Origin of the sequence: Ruegeria sp. B32 (genome assembly GCF_025141855.1) — a bacterium.
In the GTDB taxonomy this organism is placed as follows: domain Bacteria; phylum Pseudomonadota; class Alphaproteobacteria; order Rhodobacterales; family Rhodobacteraceae; genus Ruegeria; species Ruegeria arenilitoris.
Genome location: NZ_CP081106.1, coordinates 171,964 through 194,967 on the forward strand (window position 1 = coordinate 171,964; position 23,004 = coordinate 194,967).

At 62.8% G+C, this 23,004-nt stretch carries 21 protein-coding genes; 9 read left to right on the top strand and 12 right to left on the bottom strand.

Annotated elements, in window-relative coordinates; all coding sequences use genetic code 11:
- The first annotated feature begins 49 nt into the window (after positions 1–49).
- A complete protein-coding gene (gene gshB, locus K3752_RS00915; RefSeq protein ID WP_170360189.1) occupies positions 50–982 on the top strand; it encodes a glutathione synthase in 933 nt (310 codons plus the stop codon).
- Here the strand turns inward: gshB and K3752_RS00920 are convergent.
- The 4 genes from K3752_RS00920 to cobU all read right to left on the bottom strand — a co-directional run bounded on the left by K3752_RS00920 (position 979) and on the right by cobU (position 4,591).
- The gene (locus K3752_RS00920; RefSeq protein WP_260064170.1) at positions 979–2,493 is read right to left on the bottom strand and encodes a YifB family Mg chelatase-like AAA ATPase; all 1,515 of its coding nucleotides are present in this window, start codon (positions 2,491–2,493) and stop codon (positions 979–981) included. The genes gshB and K3752_RS00920 overlap by 4 nt on opposite strands.
- Before the next feature lie 64 nt (positions 2,494–2,557).
- Positions 2,558–3,436, bottom strand: coding sequence for a glutathione S-transferase (locus tag K3752_RS00925; protein ID WP_260064171.1), 879 nt, complete (start codon positions 3,434–3,436; stop codon positions 2,558–2,560).
- Positions 3,437–3,494: 58 nt separating this feature from the next.
- Complete coding sequence (locus K3752_RS00930) at positions 3,495–4,073, bottom strand: histidine phosphatase family protein (protein ID WP_260064172.1); 579 nt, start codon at positions 4,071–4,073, stop codon at positions 3,495–3,497.
- Positions 4,070–4,591: a bifunctional adenosylcobinamide kinase/adenosylcobinamide-phosphate guanylyltransferase gene (gene cobU / locus K3752_RS00935; protein ID WP_170369726.1), complete on the bottom strand. Its 522-nt coding sequence runs from the start codon at positions 4,589–4,591 to the stop codon at positions 4,070–4,072. The genes K3752_RS00930 and cobU overlap by 4 nt, the downstream gene beginning before the upstream one ends.
- Before the next feature lie 101 nt (positions 4,592–4,692).
- Between cobU and K3752_RS00940 the strand changes: the two genes are divergently transcribed.
- From K3752_RS00940 to K3752_RS00965, 6 genes are all read left to right on the top strand, one after another.
- Positions 4,693–5,571, top strand: coding sequence for an RNA polymerase factor sigma-32 (locus tag K3752_RS00940; protein WP_093963433.1), 879 nt, complete (start codon positions 4,693–4,695; stop codon positions 5,569–5,571).
- Positions 5,568–6,392, top strand: a complete 825-nt coding sequence (locus K3752_RS00945) for a ChaN family lipoprotein (protein WP_260064177.1) — start codon at positions 5,568–5,570, stop codon at positions 6,390–6,392. Before K3752_RS00940 ends, K3752_RS00945 begins: the two co-directional genes overlap by 4 nt.
- A 64-nt stretch (positions 6,393–6,456) precedes the next feature.
- A complete protein-coding gene (gene coaBC, locus K3752_RS00950; protein WP_170373126.1) occupies positions 6,457–7,653 on the top strand; it encodes a bifunctional phosphopantothenoylcysteine decarboxylase/phosphopantothenate--cysteine ligase CoaBC in 1,197 nt (398 codons plus the stop codon).
- 39 nt (positions 7,654–7,692) lie between these two features.
- Positions 7,693–8,148 (top strand): dUTP diphosphatase, encoded by a 456-nt coding sequence (gene dut, locus K3752_RS00955; protein ID WP_170342597.1) that lies wholly within the window; start codon positions 7,693–7,695, stop codon positions 8,146–8,148.
- The gene (locus K3752_RS00960; RefSeq protein ID WP_170373056.1) at positions 8,148–9,194 is read left to right on the top strand and encodes a molybdopterin-synthase adenylyltransferase MoeB; all 1,047 of its coding nucleotides are present in this window, start codon (positions 8,148–8,150) and stop codon (positions 9,192–9,194) included. Before dut ends, K3752_RS00960 begins: the two co-directional genes overlap by 1 nt.
- Positions 9,195–9,253: 59 nt before the next feature.
- On the top strand, positions 9,254–11,269 hold the full coding sequence (locus K3752_RS00965) for a M3 family metallopeptidase (RefSeq protein ID WP_260064179.1): 2,016 nt from the start codon (positions 9,254–9,256) through the stop codon (positions 11,267–11,269).
- 47 nt (positions 11,270–11,316) lie between these two features.
- Here the strand turns inward: K3752_RS00965 and K3752_RS00970 are convergent, their stop codons facing one another.
- The 6 genes from K3752_RS00970 to K3752_RS00995 form a co-directional block, all read right to left on the bottom strand.
- A complete protein-coding gene (locus K3752_RS00970) occupies positions 11,317–12,249 on the bottom strand; it encodes a glyoxylate/hydroxypyruvate reductase A (protein WP_260064181.1) in 933 nt (310 codons plus the stop codon).
- Positions 12,250–12,264: 15 nt separating this feature from the next.
- Positions 12,265–13,404: a rod shape-determining protein RodA gene (gene rodA, locus K3752_RS00975; RefSeq protein WP_170372184.1), complete on the bottom strand. Its 1,140-nt coding sequence runs from the start codon at positions 13,402–13,404 to the stop codon at positions 12,265–12,267.
- Complete coding sequence (gene mrdA, locus K3752_RS00980) at positions 13,401–15,347, bottom strand: penicillin-binding protein 2 (RefSeq protein WP_260064188.1); 1,947 nt, start codon at positions 15,345–15,347, stop codon at positions 13,401–13,403. The genes rodA and mrdA overlap by 4 nt, the downstream gene beginning before the upstream one ends.
- A complete protein-coding gene (locus K3752_RS00985) occupies positions 15,344–15,880 on the bottom strand; it encodes a rod shape-determining protein MreD (protein WP_170342115.1) in 537 nt (178 codons plus the stop codon). Before K3752_RS00985 ends, mrdA begins: the two co-directional genes overlap by 4 nt.
- Entirely contained in the window at positions 15,873–16,775 is a 903-nt protein-coding gene (gene mreC, locus K3752_RS00990) for a rod shape-determining protein MreC (RefSeq protein WP_260064189.1), read from the bottom strand. The genes K3752_RS00985 and mreC overlap by 8 nt, the downstream gene beginning before the upstream one ends.
- Positions 16,776–16,836: 61 nt before the next feature.
- Complete coding sequence (locus K3752_RS00995) at positions 16,837–17,883, bottom strand: rod shape-determining protein (RefSeq protein ID WP_093963423.1); 1,047 nt, start codon at positions 17,881–17,883, stop codon at positions 16,837–16,839.
- Positions 17,884–18,039: 156 nt separating this feature from the next.
- On the opposite strand from K3752_RS00995, the gene K3752_RS01000 reads away from it, so the two are divergent.
- Positions 18,040–18,825, top strand: coding sequence for a 23S rRNA (adenine(2030)-N(6))-methyltransferase RlmJ (locus tag K3752_RS01000; RefSeq protein WP_260064195.1), 786 nt, complete (start codon positions 18,040–18,042; stop codon positions 18,823–18,825).
- A gap of 168 nt (positions 18,826–18,993) precedes the next feature.
- Here K3752_RS01000 and K3752_RS01005 read toward each other — a convergent pair whose 3' ends face one another.
- The gene (locus K3752_RS01005) at positions 18,994–20,565 is read right to left on the bottom strand and encodes a 2-isopropylmalate synthase (protein WP_260064196.1); all 1,572 of its coding nucleotides are present in this window, start codon (positions 20,563–20,565) and stop codon (positions 18,994–18,996) included.
- 287 nt (positions 20,566–20,852) lie between these two features.
- On the opposite strand from K3752_RS01005, the gene K3752_RS01010 reads away from it, so the two are divergent.
- The gene (locus K3752_RS01010) at positions 20,853–21,518 is read left to right on the top strand and encodes an SDR family NAD(P)-dependent oxidoreductase (protein WP_260064203.1); all 666 of its coding nucleotides are present in this window, start codon (positions 20,853–20,855) and stop codon (positions 21,516–21,518) included.
- Between the two features lie 4 nt (positions 21,519–21,522).
- Here K3752_RS01010 and K3752_RS01015 read toward each other — a convergent pair whose 3' ends face one another.
- Positions 21,523–22,995 (bottom strand): MORN repeat-containing protein, encoded by a 1,473-nt coding sequence (locus K3752_RS01015; RefSeq protein ID WP_260064204.1) that lies wholly within the window; start codon positions 22,993–22,995, stop codon positions 21,523–21,525.
- Between the last annotated feature and the right edge of the window lie 9 nt (positions 22,996–23,004).

The window sequence follows — 23,004 nt, forward strand, 5'->3', positions numbered from 1 at the left end:
ACCCGTCCCCTCTGGGCCATGTATCTGGCGTGACTACGAGGGACACGCCATGAAAATCGCCTTTCAGATGGACCCGATCGGGGCCGTGGACATCAATGCCGACAGCTCGTTCCGGCTGGCCGAAGAAGCCCAGGCCCGTGGGCACCAGCTGTTTTACTACGGACCCGATCAACTGGCCTATCAAGAGGGGCGCATCACCGCCCGCGGTCACGACATGACGGTGCAGCGGGTTGCGGACCAGCCGGCGGTTCTGGGGCCTGAGCGCGAGGTTGATCTGGCGGATTTCGATGTCGTCTGGCTGCGGCAGGACCCGCCGTTCGACATGCACTATATCACCTCAACCCACCTGCTGGATCGGTTGCGTGGCCAGGCTCTGGTGGTGAATGATCCGTTCTGGGTGCGCAACTACCCGGAAAAACTGCTGGTTCTGGATTTTCCCGACCTGACTCCGCCCACAACGATCGCCCGCGATCTGCAGACCATCAAGGCGTTCAAGGAAAAGCACGGCGACATCATCCTCAAGCCGCTCTATGGCAATGGCGGGGCGGGCGTGTTCCGGCTGGACGCCGATGACCGCAACCTGACCTCGCTGCACGAGCTGTTCACCGGTTTCTCGCGAGAGCCGCTGATCGTTCAGAAATTCCTGCCGGATGTGCGCAACGGCGACAAGCGGGTGATCCTGGTCGATGGCGAACCGGTCGGTGCGATCAACCGCGTTCCGGCCGAGGGTGAGACCCGGTCGAACATGCATGTGGGCGGCCGTCCCGAAAAGATCGGGCTGACCGACCGCGATCTTGAAATCTGCGCGGCCATCGGCCCACTGCTGAAGGAAAAGGGCCAGATCTTTGTGGGTATCGACGTGATCGGAGATTATCTGACCGAAATCAACGTGACCTCGCCCACCGGAATCCAGGAATTGGAGCGGTTCAACGGTACAAATATTGCCGAAAAGATCTGGCAGGCGATCGAGGCCAAGGTCTAAGCCGCAACCCGCGCGCTGATCCTGTAGCTCAGCGCCTCGGCCACATGCGGGCGGCGCACATCGGGCGCGCCCTCGAGATCGGCAATGGTGCGGGCCACGCGCAGGATGCGGTGGTAAGCCCGTGCCGACAGGCCGAACCGCTCGGCCGCCTTGACCAACAGGTCCTTGCCCTCGGCATCTGGAGCGGAGACCTCTTCCAGAAGATTGCCCTCGATATCGGCGTTCTGGCGAATGCCGGGCGTGTCCTGAAAGCGCCGGGCCTGAACAACGCGCGCCTGCTGCACCCGCGCGGCGACGGTGGCCGAGCTGTCTCCGGATGGCGGCAGGTCAAGGTCGGTAAAGCCCACGGGCGGCACCTCGATCCGCAGGTCGAACCGGTCCATCAACGGCCCCGAGATGCGGCCCAGATAGTCCTCGCCGCATACGGGTGCGCGCGAGCAGGCGCGCGACGGGTCGCTGAGATATCCGCATTTGCAGGGGTTCGCCGCCGCCACCAACATGAACCGGCAGGGGTATTTTACATGGGCGTTGGCGCGGGCGACCATGACTTCGCCGGTCTCGATGGGCTGGCGCAGGGTTTCCAGAACCGTTCGCGGAAACTCGGGAAATTCGTCCATGAACAGCACGCCGTTGTGGGCCAGGGAAATTTCGCCGGGTTTCGCGCCTTTTCCGCCGCCCACGATCGCCGCCATCGACGCCGTGTGATGCGGTTCGCGGAACGGGCGGGTCCGGCTGATGCCGCCTTCGTCCAGCATGCCGCACAGCGATTGGATCATCGAGGTCTCGAGCGCCTCGGTGGGCGTCAACGGCGGCAATATGCCGGGCAGGCGGGCGGCGAGCATGGATTTGCCTGACCCCGGCGTGCCGATCATTATCATGTGGTGACGGCCGGCCGCTGCGATTTCCAATGCGCGTTTTGCCCGTTCCTGCCCTTTTACGTCGCGCAGATCGCGGGTCGAGGGCTCCAACCTGACCTCGCCGGGCTGGGCGACCGGCAGGGGCGACTGGCCGGTGAAATGGCGCACGACGTCGGCCAGGGACGCGGCCCCGATCACCTGGGTCGCGTCGACCCAGGCCGCCTCGGCACCTGACACGCGCGGACACAGCAGCGTGCGGCCCTCGGCCGCGGCGGTCATCGCGGCGGGCAGGGCGCCGGCCACGGGCACCAATGAGCCGTCCAGCGAAAGCTCGCCCAGAGCCATGGTGGCTTCGGCGGCGTCGGCGGACAGGATGTCTATCGCACAGAGCAGGGCCAGCGCGATCGGCAGGTCGAAATGGCTGCCTTCCTTGGGCAGGTCGGCGGGCGACAGGTTGATCGTGATGCGTTTGGAGGGCAGCGCAATGGCCATCGCGCCAAGCGCGCTGCGCACGCGTTCGCGGGCCTCGGACACGGCCTTGTCCGGCAGGCCGACGATCGAAAAGGCGGGCAACCCGGGGGAAACGGCGCATTGCACCTCGACCGGGCGGGCCTCGACCCCCTGAAAGGCAACGGTATGAGCGCGGGCGACCATGGCGATCCTGTTCTTGGTTAACAGGACCTTGCTGCCATGGCGCCGGTTTAGGAATGGTTAACGGTCACACCGCTTGCCGGATCATTTGCGTGAATTTCGGCCACGCTCCGGGGTCGGCCACGGTTTTGTCGCGGCAGAAGGTGTTGCAGAAGCCCCATCGAACTCCATCCAGCTCCAGAAATGCGGTCACCGGCTTGCCGGAATAGGGGCAGAGGTCATTGACCGACGGCCCCGCCTCAACTACGCGGGCCGTCGAGGCTCCGCCGATCGGCCAGGGCTCGGCGTCGAGCGGCTGGTCATAGGGGAACGGGTCGTAGTCGACCGTCAGCCCCATCGCGCGCCATTGCCGAACCGCCGGGTCTGACAACAATTCCATGCAATAGTCGTGGTTCTGCACGGACACGGGCAGACCGTAGCCGATGATCCGGGCTGCGACCGGCGTATAGAACACATCGGCCAGGGAATAGCTGCCGAACAATGGGCCGGTCTCCGTGCCTGAGATTTTGCGCGCATGCGCCCACAGGGTCTCGATCCGGGTCAGATCGGCGCGGGTTTCGTTGGTCGGCTCGAACCCTTTCCAGCGGTGCTTGAGTTGCATGGGGCAGGCAGACCGCAGCGCCTGGAACCCGGCGACCATCTCGGCACACAGCCAACGGGCGGTTGCGCGGGCGGCAGCGTCTTGCGGCCACAGCCCGGCATCGGGGTGGCGTTCGGCGAGCGTCTCGGCCATGGCGAGGCTTTCGCCGACCACCGTGCCGTCGGGCAGGCGCAGCGCAGGGACCAGACGGGCCGGGGCCAGCGGCTGCATATCCCGGGCCATCGTGCCCGAATACAGGCCGATCATGTGGGTCGTGTGGGGCAGACCGGATTTTTCCAGCATCAGCCAGCCGCGCATGGACCAGCTTGAAAACAGGCGGTCCCCGATGAAAAGGTCATATGTCATGGCCCGAGGATGGTCGAACGCCCGATATCAGTAAAACGCTGAATTGTGCGCGCCGTGTTCACGGAAGATGATTGATCCGGCCAGCCGACCAGGTTTTGCCGTCAAAGGCCAACTCGGTCACCGAGAGGTTGTCGATGCGATGGGCGAAGGTCTGTTGCGCGTCTAGGTCAAGAGCGCGCTGTACCTGAGTCAGGATCACGCCGAAATGGGCCACGATGACCAGATCGGCGCCTGTATGCATACCGATCAACCCGTCGATCGCCGTGTCGACCCGGGCGCGGACCGCGTTCCAGCTTTCGCCGTTGGGCGGGCGTACGTCGCCGGGGCTGTCCCAATAGGCAAAGGCCAGTACGGGGTCTTCGGCCTCGATCTCGGCGAATGCGCGCATTTCCCAGGTGCCGAAATGGATCTCGCGCAGGTCGGGATGGTGCGGCAGCCGGCGGCGCGTGCCCTGAATGGCCGTGGCCGTATCCGCGGCGCGCGACAGGTCCGACGAAATGACCAGCGCATCCCGCGGCAGGTGGGCGTGCAGGCGCGCGAGGGCCGCGTGGTCGCTCAGGTCGGCGGGAATATCGGACCAGCCCACCATCGTCTTGGCATGGGTCGGGCCGTGGCGGACAAGATGCAGCCGGGTCACGGCAACTGACCTTTCAAAACCTGCGGTAGTCCCGCGATGACCTGAACCACAAGGTCGGCTTGGGCGGCGAGGGCGATGTTCAACCGCCCCTGCGCCTCGCGGAATTTGCGGGCCAGCGCATTGTCGGGAACGATACCGTGCCCCACCTCGTTCGAGACGATCACGATCTGCGCGGGGCAGGCCCGTAGCGCGGCCAAAAGGGCGGCCTGTTCCTGTTCAAGATCGCTGTCGGCCAGCAGGTGATTGCTGAGCCACATCGTTGCGCAATCGATCAGACAGACCTGATCCGGGCTCATCCCCGCCAGCGCCGGGCGCAGGTCCATCGGGGCTTCGATCGTGGCCCAGCCGTCGCCTCTTTGGTCCACATGGCGCCTGATTTTTAGGCGCATCTCATCATCAAACACTTGTGATGTTGCCAAGTATATGCGGGTTTTTTCTGTTGAAACAACGATTTGCTCGGCAAATGCAGATTTTCCCGATGCCGCGCCACCCAGGACAAAGGTTAAATCGGGATGCATTTTTTACTACCTTTACAGTGATCCACCCGGTGCGCCCTTGCGTATCGACCATACGTCGGCAAGGCAAGACCGGCGGCGCCTACGACAGATGGGAGAGCTGCATGGCACTGGATAACCCGAACGACTTCTCGATGTCCCGGCAGGCTATGAAAGCCGAATTGCTGGATGCGGAAACCGAATTGCGCCTGGCGTATGCTTGGCGCGACGAACGCGACGAACAGGCCCTTCACCGGTTGATAACGGCTTATATGCGGCTGGCAATTTCAATGGCGGCCAAGTTCAAACGCTATGGCGCGCCGATGAATGACCTGATCCAAGAGGCCGGGCTGGGCCTGATGAAGGCCGCTGACAAGTTCGACCCGGATCGCGGGGTCCGCTTTTCGACCTATGCGGTGTGGTGGATCAAGGCCAGCATTCAGGACTACGTGATGCGCAACTGGTCGATGGTACGGACCGGTTCCACATCGTCCCAGAAATCCCTTTTCTTCAACATGCGTCGCGTTCAGGCCCGGCTGGAGCGCGAAGCCGCGACCGATGGCGTAGAATTGGACCGTCATCAGCTGCACCAGATGATCGCGGCCGAGATCGGTGTTCCGCTGCGCGATGTGGAAATGATGCACGGCCGGCTGGCCGGCTCAGACTTTTCCCTGAACGCCGTTCAATCGGCTGACGAGGATGGTCGCGAGTGGATCGACGCGTTGGAGGATGATCGCGAGCAGGCTGCTGAAACTGTAGAGAACAGCCACGATACCCGCCAATTGCGGGAATGGTTGATCACGGCGATGCAGGCGCTCAACGATCGGGAGCGGTTCATTGTGCGCGAGCGCAAGCTGCGCGAGCCGGCGCGCACATTGGAAAGCCTGGGTCAGGAACTGGGTTTGTCCAAGGAACGCGTGCGACAGCTTGAGGCAGCGGCGTTCGTGAAGATGCGCAAGAACCTTGAAGCTCAATCGCGCGAGGTGCAACACTTCTTCGCATGAGACATCTTGCGATTCTGACGGCGGCCGTGCTGTCGCTGACTCTTTTGACCCGGCCAGTTCTGGCCGGGGACCTTATCCCCGACGATATTTTGGCACAGATGAAGGATGCCGATGTCGTGATCCTTGGCGAAGTTCACGACAACCCGCTGCATCACTTGGTCCAGACCGAAGCGATTGCGGACATCGACCCGTCTGCGATGGTCTGGGAAATGGTAACCGAGGAAGGGGCTCAGAGACTGGCGCAGACTGCCGCCTCGAATCCCGAGGAGTTGTCACGCATCCTGAGATGGGCCGAAACGGGATGGCCGCCGCTCAGCATGTATTACCCTGTTTTCCAAGCATCAGAGGCCCCGGTATACGGAGCGATGGTGCCGCGCGCGGCTGCGCGGGCTGCGATGGAACGCGGTGCCGCAACGACTCTGGGCGCGGATGCGGCGCGATATGGGTTGAACATTCCGTTGGCGCCCGAGGATCAGGCGGCGCGCGAGGCCGAGCAATTGGCAGCGCATTGCAACGCACTTCCCGCCGAGGCTTTGCCGCAACTGGTGGCGATCCAGCGTCTGCGCGATGCTGTTCTGACCCGGGCCATTCTGCGTGCAATTGATGAAACTGGCGGTCCGGTGGCGGTGATTACCGGAAACGGGCACGCGCGCAAGGATCAGGGCATTCCGACCTTTCTGTCGCGCCTGCGTCCGGGCCTTAAGGTTTTTGTTCTCGGTCAGGCCGAAGACGGTGTCGTGACCGGTGAATTTGACGCGGTGATTGACAGCCCCGCGGCCGAACGCGAAGACCCCTGCAAGGCCTTCGAGTCTCAGAATTAAGCGCTGGAACTCGGGGCACGGGTTGCATAGTGTCGAGGCCGAGCACGACCGGGAAGGGCTGAACATGCTGGCATCCAAACGGATCCTCCTGATCCTTGGCGGTGGGATCGCGGCCTACAAATCGCTGGATCTGATCCGAAGGTTGAAGGAGCGCGGGGCGGCGGTGACCCCGGTCCTGACCCGCGCTGCCGAGGAATTCGTGACCCCCTTATCCGTGTCTGCACTTGCCGGTGAAAAAGCTTATCGTGATCTGTTCGACCTGACGGACGAGGCCGAGATGGGACATATCCAGCTGTCACGTTCGGCCGATCTGATCGTCGTGGCACCGGCGACCGCGGATTTGATGGGAAAGATGGCCGGGGGTCTGGCCAATGATCTGGCATCGACCCTGTTGATGGCCACGGATACCCCTGTTTTATGTGCGCCGGCGATGAACGTGCGGATGTGGAACCATCCGGCAACGCGCCGGAACCACAAGCAGCTGATCGCGGACGGCGTCCGGTTTGTCGGACCCAACGACGGTGACATGGCTTGTGGCGAGTTCGGTCCCGGCCGCATGTCGGAACCTCTCGAGATCGTGGCGGCGGTCGAGTCCGCATTGTCGGATGGCCCACTGAAGGGTAAGCGGATTCTCGTGACGTCCGGGCCGACGCATGAGCCGATTGATCCGGTTCGGTACATTGCAAACCGATCCTCGGGGGCGCAGGGGACGGCGATTGCCAACGCTTTGGCGGCCCTGGGGGCCGAAGTCGTTTTCGTAACCGGCCCCGCGGATGTGCCACCACCCCAGGGCGTCCAGGTTGTGCAGGTTGAGACCGCGCAACAAATGTCGGATGCGGTGGACGCGGCTCTGCCGGTGGATGCGGGCGTGTTTGCCGCAGCCGTGGCCGATTGGCGGGTAGATGGGGCATCAGACCGCAAGTTGAAGAAAAGCCGCGACGGAATGCCTGCGCTGCAATTTGCCGAAAACCCGGACATCCTCAAACGGATTTCGCATCTGGAGACCGGCCGACCCAGCTTGGTCGTGGGTTTCGCCGCCGAGACGGATGATGTGATCGCCCACGCAACCGCCAAGCGGGCGCGTAAAGGGTGCGATTGGATCCTGGCCAATGATGTCAGTCCGGTGACCGGCATCATGGGTGGGGCCGAAAATGCGGTCATACTGATTTCGGATGCGGGTGCCGAGGAGTGGCCGCGCATGGGCAAGGACGCAGTGGCCGTACGGCTGGCGGAAAAGATCGCGGCCGCGCTGGCGGGGTGATGCGGTTGTTTGACAGAAGATGAAGGTTGGGATGCGCTGATGGTGGCAATCCGGGTGATCCGAGAAGACGGGGCCGATCCGGCCATTGCATTGCCGTCCTATGAAACGGCCGGGGCAGCCGGCGCGGATGTGCGGGCCAACCTGCCTGATCGAGGGTCGATCACCCTTCAACCCGGTGAGCGCGCCTTGGTCCCGACCGGCCTGCGGGTAGAGATTCCGGATGGATATGAGATCCAGGTGCGTCCGCGCTCGGGACTTGCGTTGAAACACGGGATCACGCTGCCGAACGCACCGGGCACGATCGACAGCGACTATCGCGGTCCCTTGGGGGTGATCGTGCTGAATGCGGGTCAGGAAGCCTTTGAAATCGGACATGGCGACAGAATTGCGCAGCTTGTCGTGGCCCCGGTGATCCAGGCGCGGTTCGAGATGGCGGACAGCCTGCAGGAGTCGCAGCGCGGTTCCGGTGGGTTCGGATCCACGGGGCGCGCCTGATGGTTCTGGTACTGGCACTGGCAGCGGGGCTGTGGGGGCTTGGCTACCTCGCTGGTGCCTCGCGTACAGCCCGTTGGGTGTCGGTATTGGTGTTGCTGGCAGGGGTGGTTCTGTCTCATCTGGTTTTGCCCGACGGGAACCCACTGCGCGAGGCCACAGGCGGCTCGGCCGCGATGTGGCTGATCCTGGGTGGTTTCGTTCTGCTTGCCATGGGTTATGGCGCTGTGGTGAAAGCCCTGCGGCGTCGGGCCAATCCACCGTCGGATATTCGTCCGAACAGCCCATCTGACCAGTTCAGCGAAGCCGAACTGGAGCGCTATGCCCGTCACATCGTCCTGCGCGAGCTTGGTGGACCCGGGCAGAAACGGATGAAGACTGCTCGGGTATTGGTGATCGGGGCAGGTGGATTGGGCGCACCGGCGCTGCAGTACCTTGCAGCCGCCGGCGTGGGCACGATTGGCGTCATTGACGATGACATGGTCGAGAATGCCAATCTGCAGCGGCAGGTAATCCATCGGGATGCAGACATCGGAATGCCCAAAGTCTTTTCTGCGCAGCAAGCAATGGAGGCGCAGAACCCTAATGTCATCGTTCGCCCCTATCACCGCCGCCTGACGGACGACATTGCGGCCGACCTGTTCGCGGATTATGACCTTATCCTCGACGGCACCGACAATTTCGAAACCCGGTATCTGGCCAACCGCACCGCCGTGGCTTTGGGCAAGCCCCTGATCTCAGGCGCGCTGTCCCAATGGGAAGGCCAACTGAGCGTGTTTGACCCCGCCAACAACGCCCCTTGCTACCAATGCATTTTTCCCGAAGCGCCTGCGCCGGGTCTTGCGCCTTCCTGTGCCGAGGCCGGGGTGGTCGGGCCACTGCCGGGCGTGGTGGGGGCGATGATGGCGGTTGAGGCGGTCAAGGTAGTCACGGGTGCAGGTCAGGCCTTGCGTGGCGAGATGCTGATCTATGACGCGCTTTATGGCGAAAGCCGCAAGATCACCCTGTCCCGGCGGGACGATTGCCCGGTTTGCGGGCAATCCGTTTGATCGCGGCCACTGGACGATCTTGCCCTGCATTCCTAGCTTGACGCTTGAAGGAGACCCCAATGACCAATCCGATCCTGTCCGACTGGACGACCCCGTTTGAAATCGCGCCCTTTGCCGAAATCTCGGATGACGATTTTGCCCCGGCACTGGAAGCTGCTCTGCAGGCCCATGCCGACGAGATCGACACCATCGCGACGAATACCCAGCCCGCGAGTTTTGCCAACACGATCGAAGCGCTGGAAGCGGCGGGCGAGGCCTTGAACAAGGTTCTGTCGGTGTTCTTCACGGTCGCTGGCGCAGACAGCAACCCGGAGCGCGAGGCGTTGCAACGGGAGTTTTCGCCCAAGCTTGCAGCGCATTTCGCCGCAATTTCCTCGAACAAGGCGCTGTTCCAGCGTGTGGACGACCTTTGGGCGAAACGAGATACGCTGGATCTGACCGAGGAACAGGATCGGGTTTTGATGCTCACCCATCGCGGGTTCGTCCGCTCGGGTGCGGCGCTGCACGGGGCGGAAGATGCCCGGATGCAGGAGATCAAGGCGCGTCTGGCGTCATTGGGCACCGCGTTCACGCAAAACCTGCTGGCGGACGAGCGTGGCTGGTTCATGGAACTAACCGAAGATGATCTGGCGGGACTGCCGGGTTTCGTGGTTGATGCGGCACACGCGGCCGGTCGGGAAAAAGGGGCCAAGGGGCCGGTTGTCACGCTGTCGCGGTCTCTGATCGTGCCGTTCCTGCAGTTCTCGCCACGTCGCGACCTGCGCGAAAAGGCTTACCGCGCCTGGGCGTCACGCGGGGCAAACGGAGGCGAGACCGACAACCGCGCGATTGCCGCCGAAATCCTTCAGCTACGCGAGGAACGGGCCAAGCTGTTGGGCTATGACAGCTTTGCGGCCTTCAAGCTCGAGACCGAGATGGCCCGAACCCCCGAACGGGTGCGCGACTTGCTGATGCAGGTCTGGGCACCCGCCAAGGCCCGGGCCGAGGCCGACGCGGAGATCCTGACGCGGATGATGCAGGAGGACGGCGCCAACGGTCCGCTCGAACCCTGGGACTGGCGGTACTATGCCGCAAAACGGCGCAAGGCCGAGCATGATCTGGATGAGGCAGAACTCAAACCCTACCTGCAGCTGGAGCGCATGATCGAGGCTGCCTTTACCTGCGCCAACCGCTTGTTCGGGTTGGAGTTCGCGCCGTTGGACGTGCCGCTGTACCATCCGGATTGCCGAGCCTGGGAGGTGACCCGGCGTGGCAAACACGTTGCCGTATTCATCGGAGACTATTTTGCGCGTGGATCGAAACGGTCGGGTGCGTGGTGCAGCGCGATGCGGGCGCAGGCCAAGTTTCCCAAGGTCCAGACGCCAGTCGTCATCAATGTTTGCAACTTCGCCAAGGGCGATCCGGCGCTGCTGTCATATGACGACGCACGGACCCTGTTTCATGAATTCGGGCACGCGCTGCACCAAATGCTGTCGGATGTGACCTATGACAGTATCTCGGGGACCAGCGTTGCGCGGGATTTCGTTGAGCTGCCTAGCCAACTGTATGAGCATTGGCTGGAAGTACCGGAGGTTCTGGCCGAGTTCGCAACTCATGCCGAAACCGGAGCTCCGATGCCTCCGCAACTGCTGGACAAAGTTCTGGGTGCCGCCAATTTCGATCAGGGTTTTCAGACGGTCGAATACGTCGCCTCGGCACTGGTCGACCTGGCCTTCCACGACGGTCCGGCCCCGGCTGACCCCATGGCGAAGCAGGCTGAGGTTCAGGCCGAGATCGGGATGCCGCATGCCATTGGTATGCGCCACGCAACGCCGCATTTCGCCCATGTATTTGCGGGTGATGGCTACAGCTCGGGTTACTACAGTTACATGTGGTCCGAAGTGATGGATGCCGACGCATTTGCTGCCTTCGAAGAGGCAGGAGGCGCGTTTGATCCCGAGCGGGCGCAGGCTCTGGAGGACAACATTCTGTCCAAAGGAGGCTCGAAGGAGGCCGAAGATCTCTATCTGGCGTTCCGGGGCCGGTTGCCGGGTGTCGAAGCCCTGCTGAAAGGTCGGGGACTGGTGGACGCGTAGCGGTCGAATAGCGCCCGGCAAGACGGGGGCGGCGGCCCCCGATGGCCCTAGTACCCGAGTGCGCGGTCGACGAGATGCAGCAGCGGCCGTCCGGATTCGCTGCGTTGGATGTTTTGGCAGATCACCTGCGCAGCCGTTTCGGGCCGGGTTTCCGACGCGATATGCGGCGTGACGGTCACATTTGGATGCGCCCAGTACGGATGATCGGGGGGCAGCGGCTCGGCGCGGAACACATCCAGCGTGGCATGCCCCACTTGGCCGGTGTTCAGCGCCTGCAACAGCGCTTCGTCGTCAATCAGCGGGCCTCGGCCGGGGTTCAGTATGCGCGCACCTTTTGGCAGAAGTGCCAGAGTGTCCGCGTTCAGAGTGTTCTCCGTGGCTGCCGTTTCAGGCAGCAGCAGGACGAGTATCTCGGCCTGGCTCAGGGCCACGCGCAGCCCGTCTGGTCCGTGCAGGCACGTGACACCAGACACGTCCTTGGCCGAACGGCTCCACCCTGTCACGTTGAAGCTCAACGCCGCCAGCGCCTGTGCCGCAGCCTGCCCCAGGGCGCCAAGTCCCAGAACGCAGACCGATCGCTGTGTGGCAAGCGGAGGCGGATCCGGGGCCCATTCCCCATCCTGGACCGTGATGTGTCGATCCATGCCCAGATGGTAGCGCAGAACGTGCCCCACGACCCATTCGGTCATGCCCTGGGTAAGACCGTGATCGACCATCCGGGCCAACGGCACGGTCAGCGTGTCGTTCGAGGCTATCTTCTCGACACCGGCCCATAGGCTGAGCACGGCCTTTGCGCGCTTGTAGGACGTGAAATCAAGCAGCCCGCCATTGGGTGCATAGACGATGTAATCCACCTGATCGGGCGGCAGGTCGGTGGCGATAGTGGCTTTGATCCCCGCATCGGCCAGCCCGATGTTCAGCAAGGGCTCGTAAACCGGCCAAAGTGTCGGGCGGGCGGAAAACAGGACGTTCACGGACATGGTCGGCCTTTCGGATCAACGAGGACGGTGAATATGCGCGCTTTGCACGATGCCGAAGGCGGCCATCAGAACCAACATGGCCGAGCCCCCATAGCTGACCATCGGCAACGGAACACCGACCACCGGCGCCAGCCCCATGACCATCGACATGTTGACGGCGAAGAACAGGAAGAAGTTCAGCGAAATGCCCAGTGTCACCAACGATGAGTACCTGTCCTTGGTCGACAGCGCCGTGACGAGGCAGAAGATCAGGATCAGTCCGTAAAGCAGCAACAAGGTTGTGCCCCCGACAAAACCGAACTCTTCGGCCAGTGTCGTGAAGATGAAGTCGGTGTGCTTTTCGGGCAGGAAGTTCAGGCGTGACTGGGTGCCTTGCATGAAGCCTCGACCGTTCCAGCCGCCGGATCCCAGGGCAATCTTGGACTGGGTGATGTGATACCCCGCGCCCAACGGATCGGTCGAGGGGTCAAGGAATGTGTCGATGCGCCGGAACTGATAGTCCTTAAGCAACTGCCAATCGGTGCCGCGGCTTTTGAACACCGTTGAAACCAAGCCGACACCCGCCGCGATGACCGCTGCGAAATAGGCCCAATGCACGCCTGCCAGAAACATCAGGCCGCCTCCGGCCGCCAACAGCAGGATTGCAGTTCCCAGGTCAGGCTGACGCAGCACCATGAAGGTCGGGATCAGGATCAGGACAACCGGGATCAAGACCCAAACCGGGCGCGAGGTTTTGTAGGAGGGAAGCCAGTCGTAGTAGGCCGCCAGCAACATGACCAAAGTCACCTTTGCCAGCTCGGAGGGCTGCAGGCGCATGAACCCCAGGTCGATCCAGCGTTGCGCGCCCATGCCGATGGTGCCGAACAGTTCGACGAACAGCAGAAGCCCCAAAGAAACAAGATAGGCGACGACGGACATGTTGCGCCAGAACCAGATCGGAACCAATGCGACGATGAACATGACCGTCAGGCCCAGGCCAAACCGTTCCATCTGTGGTTCCGCCCACGGCGACCACGAGCCGCCGGCCACCGAATACAGCATCAGAAAACCGGCACTTGCGACGCTGATCAGTAAAAGCGTCAGCGGCCAGTTCATATACAGAACCTTGCGGATCCCCGTCGGCGTGGTCTTGACCGCATATTCAAGATAGCTCATGCGCGGTCCTTTTCGTCAGGGCGCGCTTTCGGGCGGCGATCGCCTTCCAGACGTTTCTGCTGTTCCTTGATGCGGTCGCGGTCGGCCACGGGATATGCATCCAGCGGCGGGGTGCCGTTGTACAGCGCCTGCAGCATCACGTCCCGGGCCACCGGGGCTGCAGCCTTCGAACCGCCGCCGCCATGTTCGACAACGACGGCCACCGCATATTTCGGATTGTCGTAAGGGGCAAAGCTGACATACAGCGCGTGGTCCCGCCGTTCCCAAGGCAGGTCTTCGTTGCGGATGACCCCGGCGGCCCGTTCGGCCTTGGTGATGTTGCGCACCTGGCTGGTGCCCGTCTTGCCGGCCATGCGGAACTCGTCTGCGATGATCCGGCTGCGATAAGCGGTGCCGCGACGGTCGTTCGAGACCTTGTACATCGCGTTGCGCACCTGTTCCAAGTTGGCCGGATTGACGTCCAGCGGCTCGCCCGCGCCCGAAGGCTGTTCGACCCCGTCGACACTGCGGATCAGACGCGGTGTCACCGATCGGCCGGTCGCGATGCGTGCAGTCATGACGGCCAGTTGCATCGGCGAGGCCAACATGAAGCCCTGCCCAATCGAGGCATTTGCCGTGTCACCGACCAGCCAGTCCTGTCCGTGGGTGGTCTGCTTCCATTCCTGGTTCGGCGCCAGGCCGGCCGCCACGGCAGACATCGGCAGGTCGTGTTTGATGCCGAGGCCGAACTTGCGCGCCATGTCCGAAATCTTGTCGATCCCGACTCGCAGGGCCACGTCGTAATAGTAGACGTCGCAACTGCGCTTCAACGAGGTCTCCAGATCGACCATCCCGTGTCCGCCGCGCTTCCAGCAGTGGAACCGCCGACTGCCCACCTTCAGGTAGCCGGGACAATAGACGGTGTTGCCCGGACCGACGACGCCGGCCTCGAGCGCGGCCAGCGCGGTGATCATCTTGAATGTCGAACCGGGCGGGTAGGTGCCCTGAACCGTCTTGTTGGCCAGCGGGCGGTGGTTGTCCTGGGTCAGAGCCTGGTAATCCGCGACCGAGATCCCGCGCACGAACAGGTTGGGGTCGAAGCTGGGGGTCGAACTGATGGCCCGCAGATCGCCCGTCTCACAGTCGATCACGACCACGGCGGCGCTTTCGCCGGCTAGCCGCGCCTGCGCGTATTCCTGCAGGTCGGCATCGATGGTCAATTGCAGGTCGGCGCCGGGCTGGCCCTCGCGGCGGTCAAGTTCCCGCATCACCCGGCCGGTCGCGTTGACCTCGACGCGCTTGGCGCCCGCCTTGCCGCGCAGCAGGTCTTCCTTCTTGGCCTCAAGCCCGACCTTGCCGATCTGAAAGCGCGGGATCATCAGAACCGGCTCGGGGTCTTCCATCTTGCTCAGGTCATAGTCGCTGACAGGTCCGACATACCCGACCACATGGGCGAAATCCTCGTAGCGGGGATATTGGCGGGTCAGTCCGACTTCGGGCGTGACGCCGGGAAGGGCGGGGGCATTGATCGCCACCTTCGAGATATCTTCCCAGGTGACCTGGTCGGCCAGCGTAACCGGCAGAAACGGCGCTGTACGTTTCATCTCGGCTTTGGCCCGCTCGATCTCGTCTTCGTTCAGCGGAATCAGTTGTGACAGTTTGGCAATGACCTTGTCGACGTCGCCCGCATCCTCGCGCACGATCACGATGCGGTAGGACGGCGCATTCTGCCCGATGATCTGACCATTGCGGTCATAAATGCGCCCTCGGGTTGGCGGAATGAGCCGGATGTTGATGCGGTTTTCTTCGGCCAACAGGCGATATTGGTCGGCCTGATCGACCTGCATGTAACGCATGCGGGCCGCCAGGCCGCCGACGAATGCGAATTGCATGCCACCCAGCACCAGCGCGCGCCGGGTCAGCCTTTTGTATGCGGCACCTTGTGTTTTGGGTGTGCGTTTCATGAGCGTGTTCCCACAGTGGCAACATCTACCGCAGATGGCCTGCGGACGCCAAATATGGTTTGGCTGAATGCAACGACAAGCGGGTAGGCGAGGACCGTGAAGACCACTTGGACAAATACCGGGCCAATGCTGGCCTGACTGACGGACAGCAGCGCCAGAACTGTCCGGTTGAAGGCAAAGATTGCCGCGATGACGACGCCCACCGTCGTCCACTCGCCCACGAATCCGACGTCGCGCATTCCGGGGCCTGCCGATCGCAGATAGGCAGAACCGATGACGACGGATGCCGCCAGCAGTCCCGGCGGCCGTTGCAGCAACAGGTCGGCCATCAGCATGACCGCAGCTATGCTGAGTGTCGGTACATATTCCGGCCGCCTGAGGACCCATGCAAAGGTCAGGCAGATCAGGAAGTCAGGAAAGGGCAGACGACCCGGTTGCGTGTTCAGAGGCAACAGGTGAAAGAACATCACCGTCAGAGCGAGGAACAGGTACAGGCCCCGCATCAGCCATAGACGTGACGCGGCGCTATCCATCGGCGGCCTCCTCGGTCGGGAGAAGAGCCTCGGGGCGCGGAGGTCCGACGATGCCGCCCGGGTCTCGGATCGGGGCGGCCGAGTGGTAGCGCAGGACGCGTAGGAATTCCAAACGCTCGAAATCCGCGGACAGTCGGACGCGCAGACGCCCCCCTGGATCGGCGGCGATCTGGCCGATCAGAAGGCCCGCAGGAAATACGCCGCCGTCGCCTGAGGTCACCACACGGTCGCCGGGTCGCACCAGTTCACGGTTTTCAAGAAACTCGACGGCTGGGGCAGGGGTATTGTCACCGGTAATCAGCGCGGTCTGGCCCGAGGGCTGGATCGTGGCGGGAATCGCGCTCGAGGCGTCGGTCAACAGGATGACCCGCGCGGTATCCGGGCCAACGCCAGAAATCCGGCCCACCAGCCCGATGCCGTCCATTGCGGCCCAGCCGTCGACGATCCCGTCACGCTCGCCGACGTTCAGCAAGACAGATTGCCGAAATGGCGAGCCGCTGTCGGCCATGACGACCCCGGTAATATAAGTCAGACGCGGATCCAGTCGAACGTTGTTCAGGTCCAGAAGCCGCGCGTTTTCCTGCTCCAGCTGCAGGGCCGCCTCTTTCCAGGCGCGCATGCGGCGCAGTTCACTGCGCAGTTCCTGGTTCTGCTCGCTCAGCCTTTGGTAGCTTTGGAAATCCCGTACGAGGTTAATCGCGGCCGTGACCGGAACCATCGCCCATTCCATCGAGGGCACAACGGCATCCACCACTTGGGCCCGGAACCTTTCGACCCGCGGGCTGTCGATGCGCCAAATCAGGAATATGCCCAGCAGACACAGAACAAGGATCCCCATGAACAAGCGGCGCAAGGGGGTGGTGTAGTCGTCGCGCTGTGCTCGGTCTTTTGCCACAGGACTCCTTCCCGTGCTGCTCGTGCCCGATCTTGAACCCTCAGATCAGAGGGTGCGCGCCTTAGCTTTCGTAGTCAATCGCGTGGCGCAGCTGTTTTTCGTATTCCAGTGCCTTGCCGGTGCCCAAAGCCACACAATTCAGGCTTTCGTCGGCAATCGACACGGCCAATCCGGTCTGTTCGCGCAGGGCCAGGTCCAGATCACCCAGCAGCGCGCCGCCACCGGTCAGCATCACGCCCCGGTCCACGATGTCCGCGGCCAGATCCGGCGGGGTGGTTTCCAGCGCGGTCATCACCGCCTCGCAGATCTGCTGGACGGGTTCCGACAGCGCCTCGGCCACCTGGGCCTGGCTGATCTCGATTTCTTTGGGAACACCGTTCAGAAGGTCGCGCCCGCGGATGTGCATCGACTGCCCGCGCCCGTCATCGGGCATCCGGGCGGTGCCGATGGTGGTCTTGATCCGCTCGGCGGTGGATTCGCCCACCAGCAGGTTCTGCTGACGACGCAGGTACGAGATGATCGCCTCGTCCATGCGGTCGCCCCCCACGCGGACTGAGCGAGCATAGACGATGTCTCCCAGCGACAGGACAGCCACTTCGGTGGTTCCGCCGCCGATATCCACGACCATGTTGCCGGTGGGATCGGTGATCGGCATCCCGGCTCCGATGGCGGCGGCAATCGGCTCGGCGATCAGACCCGCGCGCCGCGCGCCTGCTGACAGAACCGATTGACGGATTGCGCGCTTTTCAACCGGCGTTGCCCCATGGGGAACGCAGACGATGATCTTGGGCTTCGAGAAGGTCGAACGCTTGTGCACCTTGCGGATGAAGTGCTTGATCATCTCCTCCGCGGTGTCGAAATCGGCGATCACCCCTTCGCGCATGGGGCGGATGGCCTCGATCGAGCCGGGGGTGCGGCCCAGCATCAGCTTGGCGTCCTCGCCCACGGCCAGAACCTTCTTGACCCCATCCTTGACATGGTAGGCAACAACCGAGGGTTCCGACAGGATCACGCCACGCCCCTTGACGTAGACCAGCGTGTTGGCCGTCCCGAGGTCGATGGCCATATCCGCTGTGAACAGGCCGCCCAAACTGTCAAAGATCCCCATATTCCCCTGATCCTGTCTGTCAGATGTTTTCTACTGCCCGCGACTCGACGGTTCCGGGACGGATGACTTATAGGGTGCCATGACGCCCGGTTAAAGGCCTGATTCCGCGTAAATCAGCACCTTTCCGCCTCTTTGACAGGGACTTTAGAAGGCAACATGCTCTCATATCAACACATTTACCACGCGGGAAATCTGGCGGACGTGCAAAAGCACGCTTTGTTGGCATGGATGCTGGACTACATGACCCGCAAGGACAAGCCGATCAGCTATCTAGAGACCCATTCGGGGCGTGGTCTGTACCACCTCGATGCGGCCGAGGCCGTGCAGACCGGAGAGGCGGCGGCAGGGATCGGGCGCGCGCTGAGCAACGGGTGGTTTGCCGACGATCACCCGCTGGCACGCGCGTTGCACGCGGTCCAGGCGCAGTTTGGCGAAACGGTCTACCCGGGCTCGCCGATGATTGCGGCAAGCCTGCTGCGTCCGCAGGACAGTCTGCATTTCGCCGAGCTTCATCCGCAGGAATACGCAGCGTTGAAAAATGCGCTGACCGGGCGCGGTGCCAAGACCTACAGACAGGACGGGTTCGAGCTGGCTCAGTCGGTTCTGCCGCCCACACCTCGGCGCGGGATGATGCTGATTGACCCCAGCTACGAGGTTAAGGCGGATTATGGCCGCCTGCCTGGGCTGATCGCCAAGTTGCACCGCAAGTGGAACGTGGGCCTCATTGCCCTGTGGTACCCGATCCTGACGGACGATCGGCACGTTTCGATGGTGTCGGCACTGAAGAGCCTGGATCTTCCCAAAACGTTCGTGCACGAAGTTCGGTTTCCGCCTGCGCGGAAGGGGCACCGGATGATCGGTTCGGGCATGTTCGTGGTCAATGCACCCTTCGGGATCGAAGACGAGGCGGCGCGTCTTTCCGACCTGTTCGCAAAGATCTGACGGCGCTTCAGGGGCGATGGTTTCCCGCCGCGTCTGACAGCATCAAAGATGCCGCCAAACGTGTTGGGCCCGGCACCGCGCCTTGGCGCGGTGCCGGGCCCAAGGCCGCCAGGCTGCGCGGCGAAGCCGGGCTGCCGCGGGCGCGGGAGCCCTGCCTGCCATTTCTGATCAGGTCAGATCCTTGTAGCTGATCTCGCGTGCATCCGCGCCCGGGCCGGCCTTTTCGCGGCGCATGATCAAGCGGTTCAGCGCGCTGATATAGGCCTTGGCCGACGCCACCACGGTATCCGTGTTCGCGGATTGGCCCGTGGCGATCATGCCGTCTTCCTCCAGGCGGACGGAAACGGTGGCCTGTGCGTCGGTGCCTTCGGTCACGGCATGCACTTGGTACAGCTGCAGATGCGCCTTGTTCGGGTAGATCACTCGGATCGCCTTGAAGGTGGCGTCGACCGGCCCGTCCCCGTGCTCGGTGGCGATGACATCCTTGCCGTCGACCTCCAGTTCGACCGTGGCTTCGGCCTGACCGCCGGTGCCGCAGGTGACTTTCATCGAGACCAGCTGCAGGTGGTCGTTGGTCGCGTCATCAGCGCTCATCAGCGCGATCAGGTCGTCGTCGAACACCTCTTTCTTGCGGTCGGCCAGTTCCTTGAACCGCACGAAGATGTCCTTGAGCTGGTTGTCCCCGACCTCGTAGCCGAGTGTCTCCAGCTTGTCGCGCAGCGCGGCCCGGCCCGAATGCTTGCCCAGCGGAAGCGAGGTGCCCGAAAGGCCTATATCCTCGGGGCGCATGATCTCGAAATTCTCGCGGTTCTTCAGCATGCCATCCTGATGGATGCCGCTTTCATGCGCAAAGGCGTTCTTGCCGACGATCGCCTTGTTGAACTGCACCGGAAAGCCCGAAACCGTCGCCACCCGACGCGAGATATGCATGATCTTGGTGGTGTCGATGCCCGTTTTCCACGGCATGATGTCATTGCGGGTACGCAGGGCCATCACGACCTCTTCCAGCGCGGTATTGCCCGCGCGTTCGCCCAGCCCGTTGATCGTGCATTCGATCTGCCGTGCGCCGCCGGCAACCGCGGCCAGGGCGTTTGCGGTCGCCATGCCCAGATCGTTGTGGCAATGGGTGGCAAAGATCACCTCGTCGGCGCCCGGAACGGTTTCGATCAACCTGCGGATCAGATCGGCCGACTCCGCCGGAGCAGTATAGCCCACCGTATCGGGAATGTTGATCGTGGTCGCGCCGGCCTTGATCGCAATCTCGATCACGCGGCACAGATAGTCCCATTCGGTCCGGGTCGCATCCATCGGCGACCATTGCACGTCTTCGCACAGGTTGCGGGCGTGGCTGACGGTCTCGTGGATCTTTTCGGCCATCTCGTCCTGAGTCAGGTTCGGAATGGCCCGGTGCAGTGGTGAGGTGCCGATGAAGGTGTGGATCCGGTTCTTCTCGGCGTGTTTCACCGCCTCCCAGCAGCGGTCGATATCGGCGAAATTCGCACGGGCCAGGCCGCAGATGCGGGCGTTCTTGGCGCGCTGCGCGATTTCCGACACGGCCTTGAAATCACCCTCGGAAGCGATCGGAAAGCCGGCCTCGATGATGTCGACGCCCATGTCGTCCAGCAGCTCGGCGATTTCCAGCTTTTCGTCATGGGTCATGGTTGCGCCGGGGCTTTGCTCGCCGTCGCGCAAAGTGGTGTCGAAGATCAAGACGCGGTCTTGGTCGGTCACGTTGGTCATGGGGGTCACTTTCTTGTCTGTCCTAAAGCCATTGGCGCGCAGGCGTCCTCCTCTGAGCGGGCGCGCCGGATGGCACGCTCAGAGGCGGATTAGGATCAGTAGGCCACGCAGGGACGCGCCACGGGCGGTGGCGTCGAACGAGGGGATATCTGCGCGGTTGATCATGGGTTCGAGGTTATACACCCCGAACCGGGAATGAAAAGAAGGAAAATGCGCGGCCGTCCGATTTCGCGAAAGGATCGGAAACGGGGATTGATTGCGCAGGCAACTCCGCTAGCTGGAGAGCGATGAGAAATGCTTTGGTCATAGGTGCAAGCGGCGGGATCGGCCGGGCCGTCTGCAATGAGCTTCTGTCGCGGTCGGTTCATGTCGTCGGTCTGTCGCGGTCGGAAAACGGGCTGGATCTGATGCAGCCGGAACTGGCCGACGAGATGCTGGGCCGTGTCGAAGGGCCGTTCGACCTTGTTCTGGTGGCATCCGGTGCGCTCGAGATCGACGGGGCGGAACCGGAAAAGACTATTCGGGCGGTTTCGGCTAAGGCCATGATGGACCAGTTCGCCCTGAACGCGGTGGGACCGGCTCTGGTGCTGAAACACGCGCATCGCCTGTTGCCGCGCAACGGTCGGTCGGTGTTTGCGGTACTGTCGGCGCGCGTGGGCTCGATCGGGGACAATCGTCTGGGCGGTTGGGTCAGTTATCGCTCGGCCAAGGCAGCGGTGAACCAGATCGTGCATACGGCCGCAATCGAACTGGCCCGAACCCACAAGGATGCGATCTGCGTCGCCCTGCACCCCGGAACGGTCAAGACCCCGTTCACGCAGAAATACCTGGGCCGGCACCCTGCGGTCCCGCCGGACGAGGCGGCGAGCAACCTGATGCAGGTTGTCGATGGTCTACGTCCCGAGCAGACAGGGCAGTTCTTCGACTGGGCCGGAAAGCCGGTGCCCTGGTGACGTTCTACCCGTCCGACGGGGCGGCATCCGGGTCCGTTTCGGCCTCGGGCGCTTGCGGTTCAGCCTCGGTCGGCTGTTCGGCGTCGGCTTCGGTCAGCGCACCGTTTTCCCAGGTGCCGGTTTCCTCTTCCCCGTTGGCATAGCGCATCGTGCCGCTGCCCTGACGCTTGCCATTGACGAAATTGCCTTCGTACACGTCGCCGTTGGCATAGGTCGCAACGCCAAATCCGGTGATCTTGCCCTCGGACCACGCGCCCGAATATTTGAAGCCGTTGGGCATCACCACCTCGCCCTGGCCGTGGCGCTGGCCGTTCAGGAAATCGCCGGTATAGACAGTGCCGTCGGCATAGGTCGCCTTGCCCTTGCCCTGGCGCACGCCGTCCACCCAGTCTCCGTCATAGCTGGACCCGTCGGCACGGGTCAGAACGCCGGTGCCATGCGTTCGGGCATTCTTGAACTGTCCTTTGTAGATCGTACCATTTGTGTAGGTCGCGGTGCCCTGACCCTCGATCACCCCTGCAACCCAGTCGCCGTCATAGGACGACCCGTCGGGATAGGTGATCCGGCCTTTGCCATCGGCGAGGTCCGCCTTGAAGTCACCGACATAGACCGAGCCGTCGGGATAGGTCAGTTCGCCCAACCCTTCGATCTGACCGTTTTTCCAGTCTCCGGTGTAGACATAGCCGTCGGTGCCAGTGAATGTACCCTTGCCGTGTCGGCGGTCGTCGACGAAATCGCCTTCGTAGGTATCGCCGTTCGCGTAGGTCGCCTTTCCCTTGCCCTGCCGGCGCCCGTCCACCAGGGCGCCTTCGTATACGTCACCGTTGGCCTGTTTCAGTACGCCGGTTCCGGTGATCCGGTCCTCGGTCCATTCGCCGGAATAGATCATGCCGTCGGGCAAGGTCAGCGATCCGTTGCCCTGACGCTGGCCGGCAATGATATCGCCTTCGTATACCGCGCCGTCCGCATAGGTGATCTTGGCCTTGCCCTGGCGAACTCCGTCCACCCAGTCGCCATCATAGACATAGCCGCCGGGGTCGGTCATGACGCCTTTGCCGTCATGCTGGGCATTCTTGAAGCCACCTTCGAAACGCATTCCGTTTGCGTATTGCGCGATGCCGGTTCCGTTTATCGCGCCGTCGGTCCAGTCGCCCTCGTAGGTGCCGCCGTCGGCAAAGGTGATCTTGCCCTTGCCGTGCGGGCGACCTTTGACGAAATCGCCCTCGTAGACCGAACCATTGGCGTAACGTGCCACGCCCTTGCCCTGAATTTCTCCTTCGACCCACTCACCGGTGTATTCAAAGCCGTCGGGTAGGCGATAGGTGCCGGTTCCGTGACGCAGCCCGTTTTCAAAGGTGCCTTCGTAGACCCCGCCCACATCGTCATCTGCGGTGATGATCTGGCCCTGCTGCGCGGACGCGCTCTGTGCGGCGATGCCCATTGCGGCAACGGCAATCGTTGTACGAAAAGCGTTCATGGTAGTCCC